Origin of the sequence: Alteromonas gracilis (assembly GCF_043642145.1) — a bacterium.
GTDB lineage: Bacteria > Pseudomonadota > Gammaproteobacteria > Enterobacterales > Alteromonadaceae > Alteromonas > Alteromonas gracilis_B.
Genome location: NZ_JBHZRZ010000006.1, coordinates 74,913 through 97,864, shown reverse-complemented (window position 1 = coordinate 97,864; position 22,952 = coordinate 74,913). Strand labels below are relative to the sequence as shown.

General features: G+C 44.7%; 19 protein-coding genes. 11 read left to right on the top strand and 8 right to left on the bottom strand.

The genetic code is table 11. The features are described from left to right. Positions 1-254 precede the first annotated feature (254 nt). The 8 genes from prlC (at position 255) to ACHUFN_RS13155 (ending at position 9,514) form a co-directional block, all read left to right on the top strand. On the top strand, positions 255-2,291 hold the full coding sequence (prlC, locus tag ACHUFN_RS13190; protein WP_394222869.1) for an oligopeptidase A: 2,037 nt from the start codon (positions 255-257) through the stop codon (positions 2,289-2,291). A 6-nt stretch (positions 2,292-2,297) separates the two neighbouring features. After that, positions 2,298-2,999: a DNA-3-methyladenine glycosylase I gene (locus ACHUFN_RS13185; RefSeq protein ID WP_394222868.1), complete on the top strand. Its 702-nt coding sequence runs from the start codon at positions 2,298-2,300 to the stop codon at positions 2,997-2,999. Positions 3,000-3,172: 173 nt separating this feature from the next. Next, the gene (gene ubiE, locus ACHUFN_RS13180) at positions 3,173-3,970 is read left to right on the top strand and encodes a bifunctional demethylmenaquinone methyltransferase/2-methoxy-6-polyprenyl-1,4-benzoquinol methylase UbiE (protein WP_394222867.1); all 798 of its coding nucleotides are present in this window, start codon (positions 3,173-3,175) and stop codon (positions 3,968-3,970) included. Then, entirely contained in the window at positions 3,970-4,605 is a 636-nt protein-coding gene (locus tag ACHUFN_RS13175; RefSeq protein ID WP_394222866.1) for a ubiquinone biosynthesis accessory factor UbiJ, read from the top strand. The genes ubiE and ACHUFN_RS13175 overlap by 1 nt, the downstream gene beginning before the upstream one ends. Before the next feature lie 23 nt (positions 4,606-4,628). Further along, a complete protein-coding gene (ubiB, locus tag ACHUFN_RS13170; protein ID WP_394222865.1) occupies positions 4,629-6,257 on the top strand; it encodes a ubiquinone biosynthesis regulatory protein kinase UbiB in 1,629 nt (542 codons plus the stop codon). 294 nt (positions 6,258-6,551) lie between these two features. Next, on the top strand, positions 6,552-6,761 hold the full coding sequence (cspE, locus tag ACHUFN_RS13165; RefSeq protein ID WP_012519905.1) for a transcription antiterminator/RNA stability regulator CspE: 210 nt from the start codon (positions 6,552-6,554) through the stop codon (positions 6,759-6,761). Between the two features lie 262 nt (positions 6,762-7,023). After that, a complete protein-coding gene (locus ACHUFN_RS13160; RefSeq protein WP_394222864.1) occupies positions 7,024-7,668 on the top strand; it encodes a hypothetical protein in 645 nt (214 codons plus the stop codon). 250 nt (positions 7,669-7,918) lie between these two features. Beyond that, entirely contained in the window at positions 7,919-9,514 is a 1,596-nt protein-coding gene (locus ACHUFN_RS13155) for a methyl-accepting chemotaxis protein (RefSeq protein ID WP_394222863.1), read from the top strand. Between the two features lie 34 nt (positions 9,515-9,548). Here ACHUFN_RS13155 and ACHUFN_RS13150 read toward each other — a convergent pair whose 3' ends face one another. The 4 genes from ACHUFN_RS13150 to ACHUFN_RS13135 form a co-directional block, all read right to left on the bottom strand. Beyond that, positions 9,549-9,713, bottom strand: coding sequence for a hypothetical protein (locus ACHUFN_RS13150; protein WP_394222862.1), 165 nt, complete (start codon positions 9,711-9,713; stop codon positions 9,549-9,551). Between the two features lie 361 nt (positions 9,714-10,074). Further along, entirely contained in the window at positions 10,075-11,082 is a 1,008-nt protein-coding gene (locus tag ACHUFN_RS13145; RefSeq protein WP_394222861.1) for a cytochrome d ubiquinol oxidase subunit II, read from the bottom strand. Positions 11,083-11,093: 11 nt separating this feature from the next. Then, positions 11,094-12,467 (bottom strand): cytochrome ubiquinol oxidase subunit I, encoded by a 1,374-nt coding sequence (locus tag ACHUFN_RS13140; protein ID WP_394222860.1) that lies wholly within the window; start codon positions 12,465-12,467, stop codon positions 11,094-11,096. 11 nt (positions 12,468-12,478) lie between these two features. Further along, positions 12,479-13,036, bottom strand: coding sequence for a GbsR/MarR family transcriptional regulator (locus ACHUFN_RS13135; protein ID WP_394222858.1), 558 nt, complete (start codon positions 13,034-13,036; stop codon positions 12,479-12,481). Positions 13,037-13,417: 381 nt separating this feature from the next. On the opposite strand from ACHUFN_RS13135, the gene ACHUFN_RS13130 reads away from it, so the two are divergent. Together ACHUFN_RS13130 and ACHUFN_RS13125 are read left to right on the top strand one after the other, a co-directional pair. Then, positions 13,418-14,098: a PilZ domain-containing protein gene (locus tag ACHUFN_RS13130; RefSeq protein ID WP_394222857.1), complete on the top strand. Its 681-nt coding sequence runs from the start codon at positions 13,418-13,420 to the stop codon at positions 14,096-14,098. Positions 14,099-14,313: 215 nt separating this feature from the next. Continuing rightward, entirely contained in the window at positions 14,314-17,031 is a 2,718-nt protein-coding gene (locus ACHUFN_RS13125; RefSeq protein ID WP_394222856.1) for an ATP-binding protein, read from the top strand. Positions 17,032-17,128: 97 nt separating this feature from the next. On the opposite strand, the gene ACHUFN_RS13120 is transcribed toward ACHUFN_RS13125, so the two are convergent. The 4 genes from ACHUFN_RS13120 to ubiD form a co-directional block, all read right to left on the bottom strand. Then, entirely contained in the window at positions 17,129-18,154 is a 1,026-nt protein-coding gene (locus ACHUFN_RS13120; RefSeq protein WP_394222855.1) for a substrate-binding periplasmic protein, read from the bottom strand. A gap of 284 nt (positions 18,155-18,438) precedes the next feature. Next, positions 18,439-19,845, bottom strand: coding sequence for a M28 family metallopeptidase (locus ACHUFN_RS13115; protein ID WP_394222854.1), 1,407 nt, complete (start codon positions 19,843-19,845; stop codon positions 18,439-18,441). 209 nt (positions 19,846-20,054) lie between these two features. Further along, positions 20,055-20,750 carry an NAD(P)H-flavin reductase gene (gene fre, locus ACHUFN_RS13110; RefSeq protein ID WP_394222853.1) on the bottom strand — a complete coding sequence of 232 codons (696 nt, stop codon included), beginning with the start codon at positions 20,748-20,750 and terminating at the stop codon, positions 20,055-20,057. A gap of 99 nt (positions 20,751-20,849) precedes the next feature. Next, positions 20,850-22,316, bottom strand: coding sequence for a 4-hydroxy-3-polyprenylbenzoate decarboxylase (gene ubiD, locus ACHUFN_RS13105; RefSeq protein ID WP_394222852.1), 1,467 nt, complete (start codon positions 22,314-22,316; stop codon positions 20,850-20,852). A 250-nt stretch (positions 22,317-22,566) separates the two neighbouring features. On the opposite strand from ubiD, the gene ACHUFN_RS13100 reads away from it, so the two are divergent. Then, complete coding sequence (locus ACHUFN_RS13100) at positions 22,567-22,818, top strand: TIGR02647 family protein (protein ID WP_394222851.1); 252 nt, start codon at positions 22,567-22,569, stop codon at positions 22,816-22,818. Positions 22,819-22,952: the final 134 nt, after the last annotated feature.

Genomic DNA, 22,952 nt, shown 5'->3' with positions numbered 1-22,952 from the left:
TCAGACAAAGTAGACATTAGAATGAAGTGCGACAATTGCGACAAGGTATGAGCAGCATAGAACGACGCTGCGCTGCAGTGTGAGAAATACGTAACGTTTTTGACTTCTTATCCAATGATCTTTCTTCTAACGTTGGAAAGTAAAACCTCAATAAAAGCGCAAAACGTTAGTCAAACTTAACCTAAACAATAGCTTGCTTTTAATCAACGAAGCCCCATCATTATTCTATCAAAACGCTAAGAGTGAAAAAGATTATGACAACCCCTGCAATCGAGATGGTAGATGGTCTACCAATTTTTTCTGCAATTGAACCTGCTGATATTAAGCCTGCAATTGAAAAAGCAATTGCTGCCTGTAAAAGCGAAATAGAAGAGGTCGTTGCGTCGAAAGATTACTCTTACAAGAATTTAGTATTACGCCTTGAAGAGGTGGATGACCGCTTAAGTAAAATATTCTCGCCGGTTTCGCATATGAATAGTGTAGTGAGCAGCGATGAGCTGCGCGAAGCGCATGATGCGTGCTTGCCATTATTATCTGAATACGGAACCTGGGTAGGCCAGCACGAAGGCCTTTACAATGCTTATGCCTCGCTTAAAGCGTCTGAAGAATTTGCGAGCTTAAGCGAAGAGCAACAGAAAGTCGTTGAAAACGCCGTTCGCGACTTTACCCTTTCAGGCGTAGCACTGCCAGCTGAACAAAAGAAACGATTTGCAGAGATTCAGGCTAAGCTTAGCGAGTTATCGTCGACCTTTTCTAACAATGTGATGGACGCCACCATGGGGTGGACTAAACACGTTACCGATGAAGCTGAACTTGCGGGCATGCCTGAATCGGCCCTTGAAGCGGGGGAGCAAGCTGCGCACCAAAAAGACTTGCAAGGCTGGTTATTCACACTAGATATTCCGTCGTATCTACCCGTTATGTTGTACGCTGATAATCGCGAGCTACGTGAAGAAATGTACCGCGCCTATGCAACGAAAGCATCAGAGCAAGGGCCAAACGCGGGCAAGTGGGATAACACCGATATTATTAAAGAAACCCTGACGCTTCGCACCGAACTGGCTGAACTGTTAGGTTTTGCAAGCTATGCAGAGCGCTCACTGGCCACCAAAATGGCAGACTCTACCGATCAGGTGATTGGCTTCTTACGCGACTTGGCAGCGAAATCTAAACCTCAAGCCGAGCAAGAGCTTGAAGAAGTTAAAGCATACGCTGAAGATAAGCACGGTGTTACCGAGTTGGCAGCATGGGATTTGCCGTATTACAGCGAAAAGCTTAAGCAGGAAAAGTACACCATTTCAGATGAAATGCTGCGTCCCTACTTTCCTGAAGACAAAGTGCTGTCTGGTTTATTCGAGGTTGTGCATCGCCTGTACGGCCTGAACATTATAGAACAGCCTGGCATTGATACATGGCATGAAGATGTGCGCTATTTCACCATTACCGACGATGCCGATGTATTGCGTGGTAGCTTCTACTTAGACTTGTATGCGCGCGCCAAAAAGCGTGGTGGCGCATGGATGGATGAATGCCGCGTGCGTCGTGAGAAGATGGATGGCGAGTTGCAGCTTCCCGTGGCGTACCTTACCTGTAACTTCAACGGACCAGTAGGTGATAAACCCGCGCTATTCACTCATGACGAGGTGGTAACCTTATTCCACGAGTTTGGTCATGGCATTCACCATATGCTTACTAAAATGCGTGTGGCTGGTGTGTCGGGTATTAACGGTGTGCCGTGGGATGCCGTTGAACTACCAAGTCAGTTTTTAGAAAACTGGTGTTGGGAAGAAGATGCCCTTAACTTTATTTCTGGTCATTATGAAACTGGTGAGCCACTGCCCGCTGATTTACTCGAGCGTATGCTTGCCGCACGCGATTATCAGTCTGCTATGCAGATGGTGCGTCAGCTCGAATTCAGTCTTTTCGACTTCTTACTGCATAGTGAAAAAGGCAGTGACGTAGACGTGCAAGGCACGTTAGACAAAGTGCGTGAAGAAGTGGCCGTGGTCATTCCACCATCGTTTAACCGCTTCCAAAATGGCTTTGGACACATCTTCGCTGGTGGATACGCTGCGGGCTACTACAGCTACAAATGGGCAGAAGTACTTTCTGCTGATGCGTACAGCAAGTTTGAAGAAGATGGCATTTTTAATCGCGACACGGGCAAAGCGTTCTTAGAAAATATTTTAGAGATGGGCGGCAGCAAGCCTCCTATGGACTTGTTCGTAGCCTTTAGAGGACGCGAGCCGAAAGTTGATGCACTGCTTCGCCATAGCGGTATTAAAGGCTAGGTACACATGAAAGAGTCTACGTTAGAGTCTTTTCAATCTATTTACCGGCGAGCGTGCGAGCGCAAAGGCGGTGAAAAGGTGCTTGAAGCGATGCTGCAAGCGCCTCTTTCCAAGGTACAAATTGAAGCTATTCCTGACGATCGCTTTTTAGCGGCGATGACCAAAAAAGTGTTTCAGTCGGGCTTTGTATGGCGAGTTATCGAGCAAAAGTGGCCCGATTTTGAAACCGTATTTTTCGGTTTCGACGTTGATAAAGTGTTGCTGATGCCCGATGAAATGCTAGAGCAAAAAGCATCAGATAAGCGCATTGTTCGAAACTACAAAAAGGTAATGACAGTGCGCGACAATGCCATGATGATCAAAGACGTGGCCATTCAGCACGGTAGCTTTGGTAAATTTGTCGCAAGCTTTGATAAAGACAACATTACTGAGCTTTGGGCGTTTTTGAAAAAGCGCGGTGCACGATTAGGCGGCAACACCGGCCCTTACATGCTTCGTGCTCTAGGCATAGACACCTTTTTGTTTTCTCGTGATGTGGAAGATTACTTGCGAAAGAACGAGATTATCGACGGTGGGTTGACCTCGAAAAAGTCACTGTCGGCAGCCAATGCTGCCTTTGCGCTGTGGCATGAGGAAAGCGGCCGTTCGTTACAAGAGGTGAGTGCCATTGTTGCCTTTAGCTGGGGCACAAATAATCGGGCAGCGTAGAGTAAGCCAGATTAACCTTTTAACTTGATATCGCCTGCGTTTCGCAGGCTTTGATAATGTGCAGGCCAGTGACTTGATTTACATCAGTGTGCAGTCGGGCATAAAGCTTTTGCTTAAGCACACAATCCTATACACTTCGGCATTAATAAAAATATTCAAATTACAGGACTGTCATGAGCGACAATCAAACTCCCGCTACGCAAGCAGACTCTGCAATCGATAATGCTACCGAGCATACGACGCACTTTGGTTTTAAGCAGGTAGATAAAGGGCAAAAAGCGTCTTTAGTTGCGAATGTTTTTGACTCTGTTGCTGCGAAGTACGATGTCATGAACGACCTTATGTCGATGGGAGTTCATCGCTTATGGAAGCGTTTTACAATTGACTGCAGCGGCGTGCGCGCGGGCAGCAAAGTATTGGATATTGCTGGCGGTACTGGCGATTTAACCTCTAAGTTTTCTCGTTTGGTCGGCCCAACAGGGCGTGTAACCCTTGCTGACATCAACCTGTCTATGCTGAAAGTGGGCCGCGATAAGCTTCGCGACCGTGGTTTGGTGAGCAACATCGACTATGTGCAGGCTGACGCAGAAGCACTGCCTTTCCCTGACAACCACTTTGATGTGGTAACCATGGCATTTGGTCTTCGCAACGTAACGGAAAAGCAAAACGCGCTAAATTCTATTTTTCGCGTACTAAAACCAGGCGGCCGCCTGCTGGTATTAGAGTTTTCTAAGCCTACGTCAGAGCAGCTCAGCAAACTTTACGACATGTATTCGTTCCATATTCTGCCAAAAATGGGGCAGCTGGTGGCAAACGATGCAGAAAGCTATCAATACTTGGCGGAAAGCATTCGCATGCATCCCGACCAAGAAACCTTAAAGGGTATGTTTGAACAGGCTGGCTTTGAGCAATGTGATTACCAGAACCTAACTGGCGGTATTGTAGCGCTGCACAGAGGTTACAAATTTTAATGCCTACTTCTGCGCTGGTTACCGCGACGGCTGAATCGGTTATCAATAAATTGCTGTCTTTAGACGAAGACAGCAAAACAAGGCTTAAGCCCCTTAATGGCGCAAGGCTTACGGCGTTCATCTCGCCGCTGCCATACGGCATCACCTTGTCGTTTTCTGACCGAGTAGACGTGCTTAGCGAACACGGCACTTTCGACGACGCCATTGCATCGCTTGGGCCGAAAGACTGTTGTATTAAAACGTCGCTACAAACCTTGCCTGAACTGAAAGAAACCAGCCAACTGACGCGCCTTATTCAACAAAAAGCACTCTTTTTGGAAGGGGAGCTTAACGTTGCTCAGAAGGTCAGCGCGTTGTTTCAGCAGCTTGATATCGACATTGAAGAGTTGCTGGCACAAAAGACTAACGATGTAATTGCCCATCAAACCGTGAAAACGGTTAAAGCAGTGCATGAAAAATCGATGTCTGCGCTAGCCTCCATGGCGAAAGTATTAGGCAACGCTGTGGTGGAAGAAAAACAGCTTGGTGCACATAGGCTGGCGGTTATGCACTTTAGTGATGAAGTGAACGCACTTCGCGACAGAGCCGAAAGCGCCGACGCGAGATTGCGCCGTCTAGAAGAAAAACTTAAGTAAGATTGAGAGAAACAGGCTCATAAATGCGTATTGTTAGGTTATACCGAATTAACAAGGTATTGTTGGAACACGGCTTAGACGAACTTATTCCAGCAAAGTGGTTACCCTGGTACGCTCGAGCCATGCGTCATACCATTTTCTGGGTGCGAAATAAGCATAAAGGCAAATCGGCTGGCGAACGAATTACGCTTGCGCTACAAAGCCTTGGCCCTGTATTTATTAAGTTCGGCCAAATGCTCTCTACCCGCCGAGACTTGCTCCCTCCTGCCATTGCAAACGAGCTTGCCCGTTTACAAGACAAAGTTCCGCCGTTTTCATCAGATGCCGCACAAGACATTATCAAGCAGGCGTTGGGGCTATCTGATTTAAGCGAATTATTCAGCGAATTTGAAAAAGCGCCGCTGGCGTCGGCCTCTATTGCCCAAGTTCACGCGGCAAAGTTAAAGCATAATAACGAAGACGTAGTGGTAAAGGTATTGCGCCCAGATATTCGCGATACCATTGTGGCAGACATGGAGCTGTTATTTAGCCTAGCTAATGTGCTTCAGCGTTGGCTGCCCGACGGTAAGCGCCTGCGCCCTGTAGAAGTGGTAGTGGAATACCGCAAGACCATCGTTGATGAGCTAGATTTACTGCGTGAATCTGCAAACGGTATTCAGCTAGGGCGTAATTTTGAAGGCTCTGACGCGCTGTATGTACCTAAAATTTACAGCGATTACTGCCGCAGTAATGTGTTGGTTATGGAGCGTATTTACGGCTTGCCTATTTCAAATATCGATGCCTTGCTTACGCAAAATACCAACATGAAAAAATTGGCAGAGCGCGGCGTTGAAGTATTTTTCACTCAGGTATTTCGCGACAGTTTTTTCCATGCAGACATGCACCCAGGCAACATTTTTGTATCAACCGAGCACCCTGAAAACCCAAAATACATCGCGATTGATTTCGGTATTGTAGGTACGCTTAATCGCGAAGATAAGCGCTATTTGGCCGAAAACTTTATTGCCTTTTTTAACCGTGACTATCGCAAGGTAGCGCAGCTTCACGCCGACTCGGGTTGGGTGCCGCAAGATACCAATATCGATGAGTTTGAAATGGCCATTCGTACGGTCTGCGAACCCATTTTTCAAAAGCCGTTAGCAGAAATATCGTTTGGTAACGTGTTGCTACAGCTATTTAATACCGCGCGTCGCTTTAACATGGTGGTGCAGCCACAACTTGTACTGTTGCAAAAAACGTTGCTGTATATAGAAGGGCTGGGCCGTCAGCTTTATCCACAGCTTGATTTATGGAAAACCGCTAAGCCGTTTCTTGAAAACTGGATGAAAGAGCAAATTGGCTTCACTGCCATGATGGGTAAGGTTAAAGAAAACTTGCCATTTTGGTCGGAAAAACTGCCAGAAATGCCAGACTTGCTATACGACAGCCTACAGCAGATGAAGCGCCTGCCTTTGCAGCAACAACGGGCGCATCTAGCTCTGCTTCAGGAGCAGAAGAAAACAACTCAGACCACTCACTTAAGTGTGGTGGGTGCCACCGCGATGCTAATTTCAGCTATCTTGCCGATGTATGATTTATCGTGGTATTTCCCTGCAAGTACTGCTGCTTTTGGAGCAATTTGTTGGTTTTTGGCCTGGCGAAAAGGGCTGTGATTTTTGTTACGCTGCTGTGAAATATTTATGAAATCGGCAGTTAAGCAATTAATTTGTATATTAATCGTCCCGAAGAGTGTTATAGTGTTCATGGCTTTTGGCCAAAGTCTTTAAATAGACGCGATTTTGTATTATTTGCTATATGTTAAACCGCTCGAGTTACCCTGTAATTTGTTGTAAGTTGTTTGTCCATTCGTAAGTAAGACCCAATACTCCGCCAATTTAAAGACTATAAAGGAACTATGTTACACGCGCTAACGCGCAATTTAATACGATATTTGAGGTCTATACGACATGTCTAAAGTTACAGGCACAGTTAAGTGGTTCAACGCTGATAAAGGTTACGGTTTTCTAACTCAAGATAACGGCGGCAAGGACGTTTTCGTTCATTTCCGTGCGATCATCTCTGACGGTTACAAAACGCTTCCAGAGGGTCAGCGAGTAGAATTTGAAGTTGAAGAAGGTCAAAAAGGTCTTCAAGCTGCTAACGTGCAAGCTATCTAAGAATTCAAAAACGGCGGTCAATATGACCGCCGTTTTTCTTTCTACGCTAAAAATTCTGCCCTATCGCTCGTATTGAGCGCTTTTAGTTTACCTTTTCCAAGGTGAGCCCTTCTCGTCTTACATTTCTTTTCAACCTATCACTTTAAATCATTCGGTGTGCTAATGGCGTCTGTACTAGCAGGTATTGCGCGTACACAGTGTTTAATGCTTTACTCAATAAATTATAGGCCGTTGTTGTGAATACTTTTTAAGGGAGTGCTCTATGCGCATCACATCCGTCATTCGCTTTTCGTTAATCACCGTGCTTTTGTTACTAAACATGCAGCATGTTCACGGTGCGCAACAAAGGGCGCCGCTTCCTGATGATAAGCCAATGGCAATGGTATTTGGTGCCACTATAAGCTCTGCAGATGTTATGCCTAATGAAGAGGAACGAGATGCGATTAAGCAGCAGGTAAAAGACAACTATGCCCAAATGCTTGACTACGTGATCAGAGTAAACGCCTCAAATAAAATTTATGAACGGGTAATAGAGGGCTATGCATCGCAAAAAGGCATAGTGCTCAACGAAGACCTTGTCGACAAGTTTATTGAAACATTTTCAAGTCAAATGACGGATGAAACGTCTACTAAATCTATTCATGAGATTGCGGTTAAACAAGTCATGCAATATCAAACAGAAAAAGCCATGTTTGAAGAGTTTGGTGGAAGAGTGATTTTTCTGCAGTCTAACCCAATGATGCCTATTGACGCATACCATGCGCTACTATCCCGTTATCGCGATAACGGCGACCTAAAAATAATAGATAAAACCCTAAGCGAAACGTTTTGGGAAGTTTTTGAACCGCCTTTTCAGTTTGAGATATCACCAGAGAACATAGACTTTGGCCAGCCTTGGTGGCTGTAAGAGTATTGTCTATATTTTTATATCGCTTTTCGCTGTTGTCGCCCTAGATTCAATAATTTCGTTTGTTTAAACACTTAGCTTAAAGCGTTGTTTCGTGTTTAAGTTAAACGAATGAAATAAAAGCGTAGTCCAAGCGGTCTAATTTTGTTCAGTGGTCATTTTTGCGCACTGCGCGCTTATCAGTACCAACAATAGATTGATGTGAAATGCGACACGTGCGCATCGTACCTAAAGGAAATAAGGGAGACACATGTTTAACACCATAAAACAAAGGATCCTGCTGGGCTATTTGCTTGTTGTCGTTGTGGCGGTTATTGCTGCAATCGTATTAACTAAAAATAACAGTAAAGTAGAGGGGCTTGTTGAGGCCTATATTTCAGAAACCCTTCCTTCATTAAGTGCAATAGACGATGTTCAAAGCAGCAGCAAAGAATTGGTACTTATTGCGTATTCCTTATATGGCACCACCATTGATAGTAGGCGCTATCAAACACAAAAGGATGCCTTAATTGAGGGCGTTACTGATAACCTTGCTCAGTTAAGTACCATGGGAAATGACACCGTAACCGAAAAATTCAACGTGCTCGTATCTTCTGCCTCAACTTTGCAACGCACAATGACTGCTTCTCCGGTTGACTGGGATACCGCACGCGAAAACCTTCAGGTTATTACAAAGGCGGCTTCGGATTTGAACGAATACCTTACTGAGGTGCGCAGTAGCGTAGAGCAGGCGGCAAGTATGCGCACTATGGCAATTTCTTCTGAACTTAATATCAGTCAGGTGATAATTGTTAGTTTGATTGTGCTAATGCTAGGTGTCTCTGCGGTTGGATATATACTGGCTAAGGCAAACATTGCCAATCCCATCGAAACCCTGGCAGAGAAGCTTAATGACATTGCGAATTCACGCAATTTAAAAGCACGGTTACCGGGGCAAAATTTAAAAGAGCTACACGCCATTACACAAAGCGTTCAAGGCTTGTTGAGTGTATTTCTTAAGGGAATGACAGACCTGCAAAATGCGGTTAATAACCTTAATCACTCTTCGCAAACCCTTAATGACGCCACGACTCATTCTTCGAAGGCCATCGTTAGTTTTCATGGTGATATTAAACAACTCGTATCCGTTATGGATAATCTGTCTGATGAGATGGAACAAAGCCTTAATTTATCAATGCGCGCAGCAAGTGAAGCGAAAGGCAGTGCGGAGCAAATCGCGCAAGGCAAGACAGACGTAGAAGCCACTGCGCGTGCAATTACTGATCTTACCTTCGATATTGACAAAACCGCCTCAAAATTAGACCAACTGCAAAGCGACGGCAAGAATGTGTCTAGCGTGGTAAAGACTATTGCCGAAATAGCTGACCAAACGAATTTGTTGGCACTCAACGCTGCTATTGAAGCGGCGCGTGCCGGTGAATCGGGAAGGGGGTTTGCAGTGGTGGCAGATGAAGTGCGTACTTTGGCGTCTAGAACCCATCAATCGACGGTTGAAATCAATGCGATGTTAGAAAAAATTGTGCTGTCAATTCGCGATTCAGTTCAAACCATGACATCGAATAAAGATAAAGCACACAACGCATTGGGTTTAGCTAACGAATTAGTTGCGACTTTAGAAGAAGGGCGAAACAGTATTTTATCGTTGGTTGAAGTAAGCACCGAGGCATCATCTCTTGTTCAGCATGCCAAAGACCAAGTGTCTTTAGCGCGAGAGGGCGCGCTCGATTTTCAAATGCTTGGTGACGAAGTAAAAGCGGCTAATACCAATGTAAACAGCGAAGCGAAGAGTTTGTCAGGTCTGGCTGAAGGTCTTCAAGCGAATGTAAATACATTTAAACTGAACTAAAAAAATGGGGCCGGTTTGACGGGCCCCATATAAATTAATGATTTTGGTCTTCAACGTGCTGTTCGGCAAATATCTTGGATTTCTTTTTAATTTTACATCCTAAGATACGCTGCGCATTTTTACGGCCGATATAATGTGCAACCGTATAGGGGTGCGCGCGCTTGAAGAACCGTGAAATCGAATGGAAAACATTTTCCATAACTCTGGCTCCTTCTTTTAAAAACTGCCCCAAATAAAATATAATAATATTACAGTTTGATGTCAAATAATTGTTTGAAACATCATGAGTAATTAAACTCTTAATATCCTGAAAGTATAGGCAAGGTGAGCACGAATAATTGTAATAATAGGTATTACCTATCAGGCAGATAGGATCACCTTAAAAGTGTTGTCGTTCTATTTAGTAGGAAATAATCGCTACAAGAAATAATGAATGCGTTTTTTAAAGCAACTAACCAAAGTATAGCGTTGAGGGGAAAGTGAACACCATTGACTCTCAATGATGTTCACTATTGTTTTTGGTAATTAAAGCCGTGGGTGAGCTAGACTGGCTGCAGCCCTTAGTAGTAGGAAAGCTTCTCTGATTTTCCGGAGAAAATTTTATACACCATGGCAGTATAGGCCAAAATAATTGGAACAACTATTACCACACCAACAAGCAAGAAGCGCAATGAGCTGGCATCACTTAGCGCATCAGCAATGGTCATTTGACCAGGAATAATAAACGGATAGTAGCTTATGCCAAATGCCGTAAAGCAAAGAAAAAATACGAGTAACGCAATAAAGAACGGAAGCCATTCTCCTTTGCCTTTTGCCTCTGGAAGTTTCTTCAACAACACGCCGCACAGCGCTAAAAGCGCGAAACATGCAACTGGAATGGCAAATAGCACATAACCCCAAGGTGCTGACAACCACAGCTCGCGTACGTCGTCGTGCAGCGTAAGGTTTGCAATGCTAACTGCAACAATTCCCACTGCCAGTACACCTAAGCCGCGGCGAGCCCAATAGTACGCTTTCTGCTGAAGCTCTCCCTCTGCTTTTAAAATTAACCAACATGAGCCGATAAACGCATAGGCTGCGGTAACGCCAAAAGCAGCAAGTAGCGCAAAGCCTTGCGCCCATATGTCAGTTCGAAGCCCTGTCACGTATATGCCTAGCATGTAGCCCTGTGCAAGCGTAGTGAGTAATGAACCGTACTTGAAAACTAAATCCCATTTGCGCTTTTTAACCTGCACTACCTTAGCTCTAAAATCGAATGCGACTCCGCGCAGTATTAACCCCAACAACATGAATGTGGCGGGTAAATACAGCGTCTGCAGAAACTCGCTATGTGCCTCAGGAAAGGCAATAAGCAGCAGGCCAATGGCAAGTACAAGCCATGTTTCATTGGCATCCCAATAAGGCCCAATCGAGGCTATCATGTCATCGCGAAACGCCTCAGTTCTAGGGGGGATTAGTACGCCTACGCCTAAGTCATATCCATCTAAAATGGCGTAGAGCAAAACAGATAGGCCAAGTAGGCCAACATAAATGTTTCCAAGCATTTCTGCCGATACGTTTTCGAACATGTCAGCTCTCCTTAAACCGTACTCGGATCGGGATCGCTTGGTTGCATTTTGGCTTTGGCAACTTCGCGTTCTTCCGTAGTAATTTCTTCAATTTCAACGGCTCTTCTGCACATCAACATGAGTGTTCCCATGTAAGCAACAAGAAGCACGCTGTAAATGACTAGATATAGCGTAAATGACAGCGCGATATTTGCAGGTGGCAGTTGCGTTACAGCATCAGCGGTTTTCAATACACCACTTACTAAGTAAGGTTGTCTGCCAATTTCCGTTACGTACCAGCCTGCGAGCGTGGCTACCCAGCCACTAAAGGCCATGCCGGCAAACGTACGCTTAAGCCACAATGGAAATTCTTTCTTGCGAATAAGGTATACGCTGCCAAGCCATGATACTGCTAGCATCAGAAAACCCATGCCTACCATTACTCTGAAGCCGTAAAAGACTGGCGCTACCGGAGGGTGCTCTCCCTCAAACTCATTCAGCCCTTTTATCTCGCCTTTAAGCTCATGCGTAAGGATTAAGCTTGCGCCGTAGGGGATGGGAACTTCAAAGTGGTTCTCTTTGTTTTCCTCATCTGGTATCGCGAATAATAGCAATGGTGCGCCTTCAGTGGTTTCCCAGAGTCCCTCCATCGCCGCTACTTTTTGTGGTTGATGTTCAAGCGTATTTAGGCCGTGCATATCGCCTGCAAAGATTTGAAGTGGAATTAACACCGCAGCGGTATACGTAGCCGTTTTAAGCGCCAACTTGGGAGCAAGCTTGTCGTCTCCTTTCAGTAAGCGATAGGCTGACAGGCCCGCTATCAAAAAGCTAGCGGTAAGCCCAGACGCAAGCATCATGTGTACAAATCGATAGGGGAAAGAGGGGTTAAAAATGATTTCTTTCCAATTTGTGGCATACACAACACCGTCAACGACTTCGAACCCTTGAGGTGTTTGCATCCAGCTATTAAGTGCTAGGATCCAAAATGCAGAGGTTGTCGTGCCAATTGCAACTATCAGCGTTGACGCTGTATGCAGCCAGTTTGGAACCCGGCGAATACCAAATAGCATTATTCCAAGGAAAGTCGCTTCTAAGAAAAACGCCGTTAGTACCTCGTAGCCTAATAATGGACCTGCAACGTTCCCCACTTTTTCCATAAAGCCAGGCCAATTAGTGCCAAACTGGAATGACATGGTCACGCCGCTTACTACACCTAACGCGAAACTAAGCGCAAAAACACGCACCCAGAAACGGTACATACGCATCCATACAGGGTGACCTGAAATATTAGAGCGCAGTTTGAAGTAAAACAAAAACCAACCCATCGCCATGGTGATGGTTGGGAATAAAATGTGAAAACTAATATTTAACGCAAATTGTAAACGAGACAGCAAGAATGCATCCACTGAGGGTCCCCTTAGTTAACGCTGTTTTTCCCCGGAAGTAGCTTATCCTTAAGCTCAAGCATACGGCCCACGCCAGAACCTAACTTCATCAACGTGTTTAGCTTTTCCGGCCCAAGATTTTGAAGCTCTTCAGACCATGCCGTAATTGATTCGAGTAAATCGTGTATTTCGTTCAGTTTATGCTGTGCATTTGCCTCTTTTTCATTGGCAGGCGCATCTAGCAATAAATCGCGTAATAGGCTCATGGTTGGGTCTATCTCGCGCTTTCTGCGCTCCTCAAATACACGATTAGCCAGCGTCCATATGTCGCCCGCTGGAATAAAAAAGTCTTTTCTTTCGCCTGGTACAAGGTGTTGCTTAACCAACCGCCAAGATTGCAGTTCTTTAAGGCCCATACTGGTATTGCCGCGAGAAATATTAAGAGCATCGGCAATCTCTTGAGCTGAAATTGGCTCTTCATTTAGCACGATAAGCGCAAGTATTTGCCCTACCGTTCTGTTGAATCCCCAGCGACTTCCCATTTCGCCGAAGTGCATAACCGCAGATGTAATCAAAGGCGTCATTTTCATTTTCATATTCCAGAAGTTTCAGAAATTACTGAAAGTTTAATTATTAGTTTGATCAAGATCAATAGAAATGGAATGAAAATAAGAAAAATTTAATGGTGGATTTTAATAAGCATTGAGAAACATGCACCTGAGAAATAAGCGCGATAATTTTACGCAGCCCAGTACACTGAATAACTCGTATTATGTTTTGTTAATGATGAGTAAGGCCCTTAATGAACAGCGTTCATGACGTAAATTGCCTTGCCAGTGCTTAATTTGTGTCGCGTTTTACGCCGTGGTTAAGATTTGTTTTCTTTCTTTTTCACACTGTTAGCGGTATGTTGATGTCAGTTGATGCTTTAGGGAATAAATGGGTGATGGTAACCAAGTTAAGGGAGCAGTTTGAGCATAATTTATGAGCTTAAAGTTGGTACACCTGTCGAGATAAGTTATCTCAATGCCATGCATGAACGCGTTTCTCTTAAAGTCGGCTACATTGGCAGCGTGTCTTCTGAGTTTATGTTATTTGACTTAACGCGGAACAAAAAAAGCCTCCATGAAATTAAAATGCTGCGGCCAGGCCTCGCTCTTGAATTAAAGAGCATTGTCAGTGATGCAACACTTACATCAATAAACTTTCAAAGTGAGCTGTTAATGCTTACTACAGTTCAAGTCCCTGTTCTTGTTGTTACTTTTCCAAAAGACATCAATCAAAAGCGTTTACGCTGCGAACCGCGATTAAAAATAGAGCTTATGGTCAAGTTGACGCTCGAATCGTCACAATCAGAGCACCTTGCAATGGTGACGGATATGTCAAAGTCAGGTGTTCATTGTGAGTATCACCCTACCGACCAAGAATTGGCCGAAGCAGATAGCGATTCCCTAAATGCATTAATTGACGAAACCGTTAAAATTGAGTTTCCACCCGACGAGGAAAACCCAGAAGCGATAGTAATTCGAGGGAAAGTCAAAAACATTCGAGGTCGTGACAAACTATCTGTAGGTATCCAATTTGACTCAAAGGATATTGGGCAGATTCAAATGCTTTATGTTCTGCTAGTGATGAGAGAGCATGGCCTTTAAAGACCTTTTAACTTTATGAGAAGTTAAAAGGTCGGCTTTGGCAGTTTACTATTACCGTCAAAGTTCACTCACCTGTCTTTAATTTAATGAAATTCAATTGGGTATCTGAATTCGATAAAGCATGATCTTTCAGTAATTAGTTGCTATCGTGATTAAAAATTAATGGGCAGCCTCTTGAATGCATGCTCTTTTAAGTCTGATGTAAGGCAATGGAAATGGTAGATAAAATCTCAATATCACTTCAAAACTGTGAAGACGAAGCTATTCATCAGATCGAGAGTGTCCAGAGTTTTGGGTACGTGATTGCGATAAACCCTAATACAAAAAAAATTCAGGTAGTGAGTAAAAATATCAACGATATGTTTGCTGTTGATATCATTCCAGGTGAAACCCTGATTACTGAATTAATTGATATTCCCTCTCCTGAAGCGCATACATTTCAAACTATCCATAACTCGGTAAAAGGTGGTAACACTCGACATGCCTACCAGTGGAAGTTTGCAGAAAATGCACTTCACATAAAGGATTGGGAAAAAGAAGGTAGTGGTGTGGCCTTTGATTCCAATGGCTTACTGGTTATTGAATTGGAGCCAACGCCTCAGCTTAGTTTTGAAGCTGCCCAACAGTGGGTGCCCATGGATATGGACATTCGTTCACTGCTGCCTGATGTTGAAGATTGTGACTCAATGAGTGATGTGGCGGACGCCATCGCGCAAGTATTTAAAAAATATATTGGTTTTGAAACCGTGATGGTTTATCAATTTGATAAAACATATTGCGGTGAGGTGATAGGCGAAGCAAACGAGCCAGATGCACGCTCGTTTCGAGGGCTAAAATTCCCCGCGTCTGATATTCCAGCTCAGGCGCGCGAGTTGTACCTTAAAAACCGGGTACGCTGTGTTTTTGATGTAGAAGAACAGCCCGTTGGCCTTATGCCATCTATGAGAGAGGCTGAGCGCCCGCCTTTAAATTTGTCGATGTCGATGGTGCGTTCGGTTTCGCCTATGCATATAGCCTATCTTAAAAATATGGAGGTTCGTTCTTCGTTTTCTGTGTCGCTGGTTTTTGAAGGCAAGTTGTGGGGGCTTTTAGCATGCCACAATAGTATGCCAGCTTACATTGATCAGAAAAAGCGTCTTGTGTGTGAGTCTTTAGGGCACTTATATGCGTGGCAGCTCCATACAAAAGAACTCCATCAGAAAAAAGAGCGGTTTCAAATCCGTCAAAGGAAGTTGAATAATATTGTCCATCAACTGACCAGCTTCTCGAATCCGCTTGAAGCCATTACCCAGAAAGAGAAAGGGCTTTTGGACGTGGCCGAGGCATGCGGTATGGCGGTAATTACCCCCGCTGATAAGTATCTCGTTGGCAAAACGCCTTCCGACCAGGCTCTAAATAAGCTACTTAACAAGCTTGTTGTTGCAGACTCAGAAAATTCAATTTCAATAAGCCGACTCGCCGATGAAGCCACCGATGACTGCAACCTAAACGGTATTCGCGGCATGTACATTTCTTGTGTATCCGCAAAGTTAGGTTACTACACAGTATGGTTTAGAGAGCAGCGAGATAAAACCGTTCGGTGGGCAGGGCGAGAGGCAGCGAAAAAAGATATAGGCAAGTCGTTAACTCCCCGGCATTCATTCGATATGTATTTGCAAAGTGTGGCAGATGAGTCGGTTGAATGGACAGACGATGACCAGTTAATTATTGAAGGTTTCGATCACTTATTTATTCCTTACGCTTTAAGTTTGAAAGCCTCACTAGATAAACAAATCAGTAAGTTAGAAGAGCTTGATAAAGCGAAAGATCAATTTCTTGCCAGCATCTCTCATGAGCTTCGCTCGCCGTTAAATTCCATTGTTGGCTGGACTGACTTGGCGTTAATGGACTCGAATAATGTAGAAAGAATGACGGACGCGTTGGGAGTAATTAAACGCGCAGCTTCAACTCAAGCGGCGTTGATTAACGACATTTTGGATTTGTCGCGTATTATCTCAGGTACTATGAAACTCAGCACGCACTCACTTAATATTGCAGGCTCTATTGCTGAGGTTGCGAAGTCGTTCGAAGCGGGATTTGCTAGTAAAAATATCCAGCTGACGATAAATTGTGAAGATGCACACACGCAAATACTCGGCGATAACTTGCGCATAAAGCAGGTGATTAATAATCTGCTAAGCAACGCACTTAAGTTTACTTCTAAAGGCGGCACGGTGCATGTTCGTGGGCGAAGAGAGCATTCTAACTATTTATTCCGTGTGAAGGATAATGGTAAAGGCATGACGCAGGAGCAATTGGCTCGCGTTTTTGAACGCTTTTATCAAGGTAAAAACGAGCATAACAGAAACGGCTTAGGTTTAGGCTTATCTATTGTTAAGAGTTTGGTGGAAATGCACGGCGGCGAAATTTATGCAGAAAGTGAAGGTCCTAATAGTGGAACCACTTTTTTTGTTTCCATGCCGATAGCGCCACTTAGCGTTCAAGACGACATTATCGAAACAAAGAATTCTCAAATAAGCGATTTTACAGAGTCGCTTCGACTAGATGGCCTTCGCATTCTTGTTGCTGAAGACGAGCAAGATGCCCGAGATTTTATAAAACTATTCCTAGAGTCGAATGGTGCGCGAGTCAACGTGGTTAAAAATGGCCTTTTGGCATGGAAAGAAATTAACGAAATGCCAGAAGCGTTTGACTTGTTATTGTCAGATATAGGCATGCCAGAAATGGACGGCTTAGGTTTAATATTAAAAATTCGAGCCAGTGAAAACTCTGAGATTGCCAAGCTTAATGCCGTAGCTTTAACTGCCTATGCTTATACTTCAGACCGAGTTAAAGCATTAAAAGCCGGGTTTAACAACTATGTGTCTAAGCCTGTAGATGGTGAGGAGCTGCTGACTATTTTGGAAATGTACTTACCTGAGACCACCAATTAGGCAGCGTGAATTAGTATCAAACAAAGGTCTTGAATTCCATTTACCGCTTGCTAGGCTTTGAAAAGTCTCAGCAACGCTGCGTTTTAAGTGACGAACGCTACCAGCGGCGAAGCAACTGCTGGTAGGTCGCTTTATCTAGAAGAGATTCTCGTGATTGTTGAGCACCGTTTTTAGGGAGCGCTGCGCGAGCATCTTCAATTGAACCATATGCCTCGCCATCAACATAAAATACGCTTCGTTCTGATGTAGCTTTGCCATCAAGTGAGTATGCCGTACTTGGTAAGTCTTGCACCGTTGTTATACTGCTGTGCCCAATATAGTCGGCGACATCATCGCCATTTACATCTTTCGTTAACCAAGCAAGCGCCAAAGGTGCATTGAACTCACCGTTATCCTGCATTGACGATATCGCCTTGTTGAATTTTTGTATAAGATTTTGAGCGTTAGCCACATTTTTATTGATAGCTAATTGAAAGCCTGTGGTCGCCAGCGGTTTAGCCGAGTAGTGTAGAGTTTCTTCGTTGTCGTTTGCAAGCAACGTGTTAAGCTCGCGTGCGAGCAGTTGTGTGGTGATTAGATAAGGGGCTCGATCATCGGCAAGTTGTCGAAAGGCGTCGTACGTAGTTGGGTTACGAGACCACTTTATATCTTTAAGTAATCTGAAAGAAGGAGTATTGGCAAAGCGGTTTTCAATGGCGACACGGTTATCTTTAAGATGCGAAAATAACCTAATGCCCTCAACATCTGCACTTTTACTTACCGCATATAAGTAGACAGGTAGGTAAGTATTAGAGAGAAAAAAATTACTGTTATCTTCACCCAAGTTTACGAAAGCAAATTCACCATCCACTTTGCCCGTGAGCACCGAGCTACCTAAAAATGCGTCGCGCATTACGCGAAGCTCAACATCTAAATCTGCCTTTTGAAACGCCCTCTCAAGTAGCGTGTTAACGCGTGCTGACTCGCTGTCGTCGCTGATGTAAGTTTCGAAAGAGGAGGCGCCAAGCGTGATTGAGGCAGCTTGCAGGTGACAAGCACTGCAAAAAAATAGAATAAAGCAGAAACTTATTAAATGAAGTCGGCGACTAGAGAACGAAAATGGAAAAGCGCTGAATCTTGCCAAAGGTGACCTCCATACTGCAATCATGCATTTCTTACACTGTAATGCAGTTATGCTCGGAATACCAATAAACAGCCAGCGGGTTAAATTAACAAAATGTAAGCGACATCAACACATTGCATCTGTGAGTTGTATTCTGTTGTTTACAAAAATAGCAAAGAAGGCCGAATGAACAGCCGATTTTGGCGTTATGCGGTTGTAAACTTAGGCGTATAGCAGTTGCTAACCTTTAGGGGAAGCAACTGCTAAAAAGATTGCCTGCTTAAATCAGCTTTACCAAAACGTAACTACTCACCAAAGCTGCCAGCTGGGCCTGGGTATACAACAACACTCTCAACGCCGTCTTCGTTCACACTTGCCACGCCAAAAAAGTAGTTGTCGATAACCACATTTTCAAGCATTGCCTCAGTTACGTTACCTACGTATTTGCTGTATTCCCACTGCGGCGCATTGGTATGACGCCAGTACACTTTATAGCCCTTAAGCTGAGGGTTTTGTTTTTCATCTAGCGCATTCCATTTCAGGAATGTTGAGGGTTGAACGGCACCAGCAATTTCAACGTTTGCTGGTGGATTTGGCGCCCATGCCATGGCCGCAAGAGAAACCGCATTTAACCCTGTTAACTTAGCGGCGTAATCAAAATTAACCCCGTCTAATGTATCGCCGTATTCAATGCCGCCTTCAACGCGAAGGTCTTGGTGCTGGCGAGTATAGTTCTCGTTCGTTTCCATAATGCGAATGCCGGGGTAGCCTAGGTCGTTAAAGGGGCGATGATGTCCACCTCGACCAAACCTATCTAGGCGATAAATCACCATGGTGTCTAAGTTCTCTATGTATTGATCGGCAATTTTGTCGATATAACGCGCTAAATTGCGACTTGGTGAATCTACTTCGCCTCCAGTGAATCGACGCATGCGTGCTTCTTTTTCCGTCTCAGTAACGCGAGTGCCTTCGGCAAATAATCGAGCGGTAGTGTTATTAATCACACCGTTAATTCCTTCAATGTTGCCAATCATGTCGTTGTTCAACACCGCTTTAATTCGCCAGCCGTCTTCTTTCGCCTTGTTTGCCATAATACGCCCGCCGAAAAGCCCTTGCTCTTCGCCAGAAAGCGCTGCATACACAATGCTGCCATTAAACTTATGCTTTGATAACACGCGCGCCGCTTCCAGCGTACCGGCAACGCCCGATGCATTATCGTTTGCGCCAGGAGAGTCAGAAGTAAAATCCATGACATCCGATACCCGTGAGTCAATATCGCCAGACATTATCACGTAGCGGTTAGGGTCGGTCGCGCCGCGCTGAATGGCGATGACACTTACCACTTCTACGGGGTCGGGAATGCGCTTTTCACCGCTTATTACCTCAGACTGGTAATAAACCTCTAAGCAACCGCCGCACTCGGCTGAAATTTTATCAAACTCAGATTTTATCCAGCGGCGGGCTGCACCAATGCCGCGGGTATCAGACTCGGTCTCAGAAAGCGTGTGGCGCGTGCCAAAGTTAACCAGCGTTGTGATGTCTTTTTCAATATTTTCGGCTGAAACGCCTTTAGCGATATCGTAAAGCGCTTGTTGCTGCGCGCTCTGTGCAAAGGCAGTAAAAGACACTGCGCTATTAACAGCGATTGCAGTGGCTAACAAACTTGTTGTTCTTATCGTTGTTTTAAAATTAGAGGCTAGGTTTTTTATCATTGTTTTCTCCAGTGCTTATCTTTTCACCATAACGAATACGATGAAAACGCACAATTAGAGTAAACGTGTGAAATGGCGAGTTATCGCAAGCCAATACGGTAAATGCTTACAGCAACTTTTTATGGCGTGTTGGAAAGTAAATATGGGCTGTACATAAATTAAAAAGCCGGCAACAGCCGGCTAATTAAATAACGATGATGCGCTAGTGCTCAAATAAAAGCAAAGGCATCGCCAAACAGGTTCTCCACTTTCAAGCCGCGTTGCGTAAAGTCGTCACGCACTACCTTGGCCATTTCAAAGCGCCCTGCCACATAAACTTGAACATTTGAGAAGTCGGCGTGATCTGCCATTACCGCATGGTGAACCCAGCCAGTTCTGCCAGTCCAGTCATCATGAGCAAACTCTACAACTGGCACAAACGTAAAGTGTTCGTTGGCGTTTGCCATTGCGGTAAGTTCGTCTGCTAAGTATAAGTCTTCAGCGTGTCTTGCGCCCCAATACAAAGTTACAGGCGTTTTGTCACCGCTATTTAGGTGCTCTTGTAGAATTGAGTATGTATAGGAGAAACCTGTACCACCGGCAATGAGCACCATAGGCAAGCCGTTACTTTGAAGAAACGCATCACCATTTCCCACATTCACTGTAATTTCACCATCAGCGCGCATTCGCTCAAGCACTTCTCCGGCATAGCTATTGCCCGGCTCTGCGCCTATATGCAGCTCAATACGGCTATTATCAAACGCCGCGTTCGCGATTGAGAAAGGGCGCATATCTTTTTCGCCCATTACTACCATGGCGTACTGACCTGCTTTGAACGCAACCGCGTCATTTGGGGTTAACTCAACTTTTTGTACTACTTCGGTTAAAGGCGTGATGCTTGCAACCTTACACTTAATTTCTGACATGTATTCTCTTCTAACCTTTTGCTTTGCCTATCGCCTTTACATGCGCTTATCACGTAGCGCATAAATTAAAATCGGATTAGTTTGCACTAAAAATAATCGCTACATAATACCAAGACTGTCCCAAATATCATCCACGCGTTTTTTAACGTCTTCGTCCATCACAATAGGAACACCCCATTCACGGTCAGTCTCACCGGGCATCTTGTTTGTTGCATCCATTCCCATTTTCGAGCCCAGCCCTGAAACCGGGGAGGCAAAATCTAAATAGTCGATGGGCGTATTTTCTATCATCACCGTATCGCGGGCTGGGTCCATTCGCGTAGTAATCGCCCAAATTACGTCGTTCCAGTCGCGGGCATTCACATCGTCGTCGCACACTATCACAAACTTGGTATACATGAATTGACGCAAGAACGACCACACACCCATCATCACCCGCTTGGCATGGCCAGGATACTGTTTCTTCATGGTTACCACCGCCATGCGATAAGAACATCCCTCAGGCGGTAAGTAAAAGTCGACTATTTCAGGGAACTGCTTTTGCAGAATCGGTACAAACACTTCATTTAGTGCCACGCCTAATATAGCTGGCTCATCGGGCGGTCTGCCTGTGTAAGTCGAGTGATAAATAGGGTCTTTGCGATGCGTGATGTGTGTAACGGTAAACACTGGGAAGTCGTCAACTTCATTATAGTAACCAGTGTGATCGCCATATGGGCCTTCAGGTGCAGTTTCATCCTGTGCAATATAGCCTTCAAGTACAATCTCTGCACTGGCAGGTACTTGCAGATCGTTACTTATCGATTTAACCACTTCGGTTTTGTCGCCACGAAGTAAGCCAGCAAAAGCATATTCAGACAGCGTGTCGGGTACCGGAGTGACCGCGCCCAATATAGTCGCTGGATCTGCACCTAGTGCAACAGAAACAGGGTATGGTTCGCCAGGATGAGTTTGACACCACTCGCGAAAATCGAGAGCACCGCCACGGTGTGATAGCCAGCGCATGATGAGTTTGTTTTTACCAATAACTTGCTGGCGATAAATACCAAGGTTCTGACGCTTCTTGTGTGGGCCTTTTGTTACGCTTAATCCCCAAGTTACTAACGGTGCGGCATCGCCTGGCCAGCAGCGCTGCACAGGTATTTTCGACAAATCTACGTCGTCACCAGTTAGCACTACTTCTTGACAAGGGGCCTTTTTGAGCACTTTAGCTGGCATATTTAGCACTTGCTTGAATACCGGCAACTTTTCCCACAGATCTTTCAGCCCTTTTGGTGGCTCGGGCTCTTTTAAGTACGCCAACAGTTTTCCGACTTCACGCAGTGCCTCTACCGACTCCTGACCCATGCCCATAGCAACGCGCTCTGGTGTGCCAAATAAGTTGGCAAGCACGGGCATATCATGGTTTTTGGGGTTTTCAAACAACAAAGCAGGGCCGCCAGCACGCAACGTTCTGTCGGCTATTTCCGTCATTTCTAAGTCGGTATCGATGGGTTGGCTAATGCGTACCAGTTCACCTTTAGCTTCTAGCAGGCGAATAAAGTCGCGTAAATCTTTGTACTTCATCAGGGCAGGTGTATCCACAAATGTAATTTATGGCAAGAATATACTATTTAGCGACAAAGTCCGATCAGTAAGCGTTGTGATTACAGGATTAAACGTTTTACAGACAAATTAATCTTTACAGAGGTGCAATTTGGGTGTGATATAGAAAAGCGTTAACAATTTTAACAAACTTAGGACCTATAATTTTCTGGTATGCATACTTTAGTGTTTGCATTTTGGTCCTAATAACCCTTTTGCCTAAGGTGGTTACATGAGTTCATTCGATCAGGACATGTTAGACGAATTAAATTTGTTGCTGAAGTTCCCTGCAGACAGTCTGCTTCAAGGGCTGAAAATTCATCACGATGCAAGTCAAAGTATGGTAAACGCAGCATCAAGACTGTATTCAAAAGGGTTAATTACCCAGTCTGATGGTGGTTACCTCACTGATTTAGGCATAGACCTTGCCGACCACGCCCGCCATATTCAATCGGCCATGTGCCCGCGAAAAAGTAGCCATTAATTACAAATAAAATGTGAGTGGCTAGGCCAAATATGGCTTGGCTACTTATCTGCGCACAATCTATGCTTTTGGGCTGTGCGTATTTTCGCAAAGATAGGCATGTCGTAGTTAAGATAATCTATAATGAGCCGATA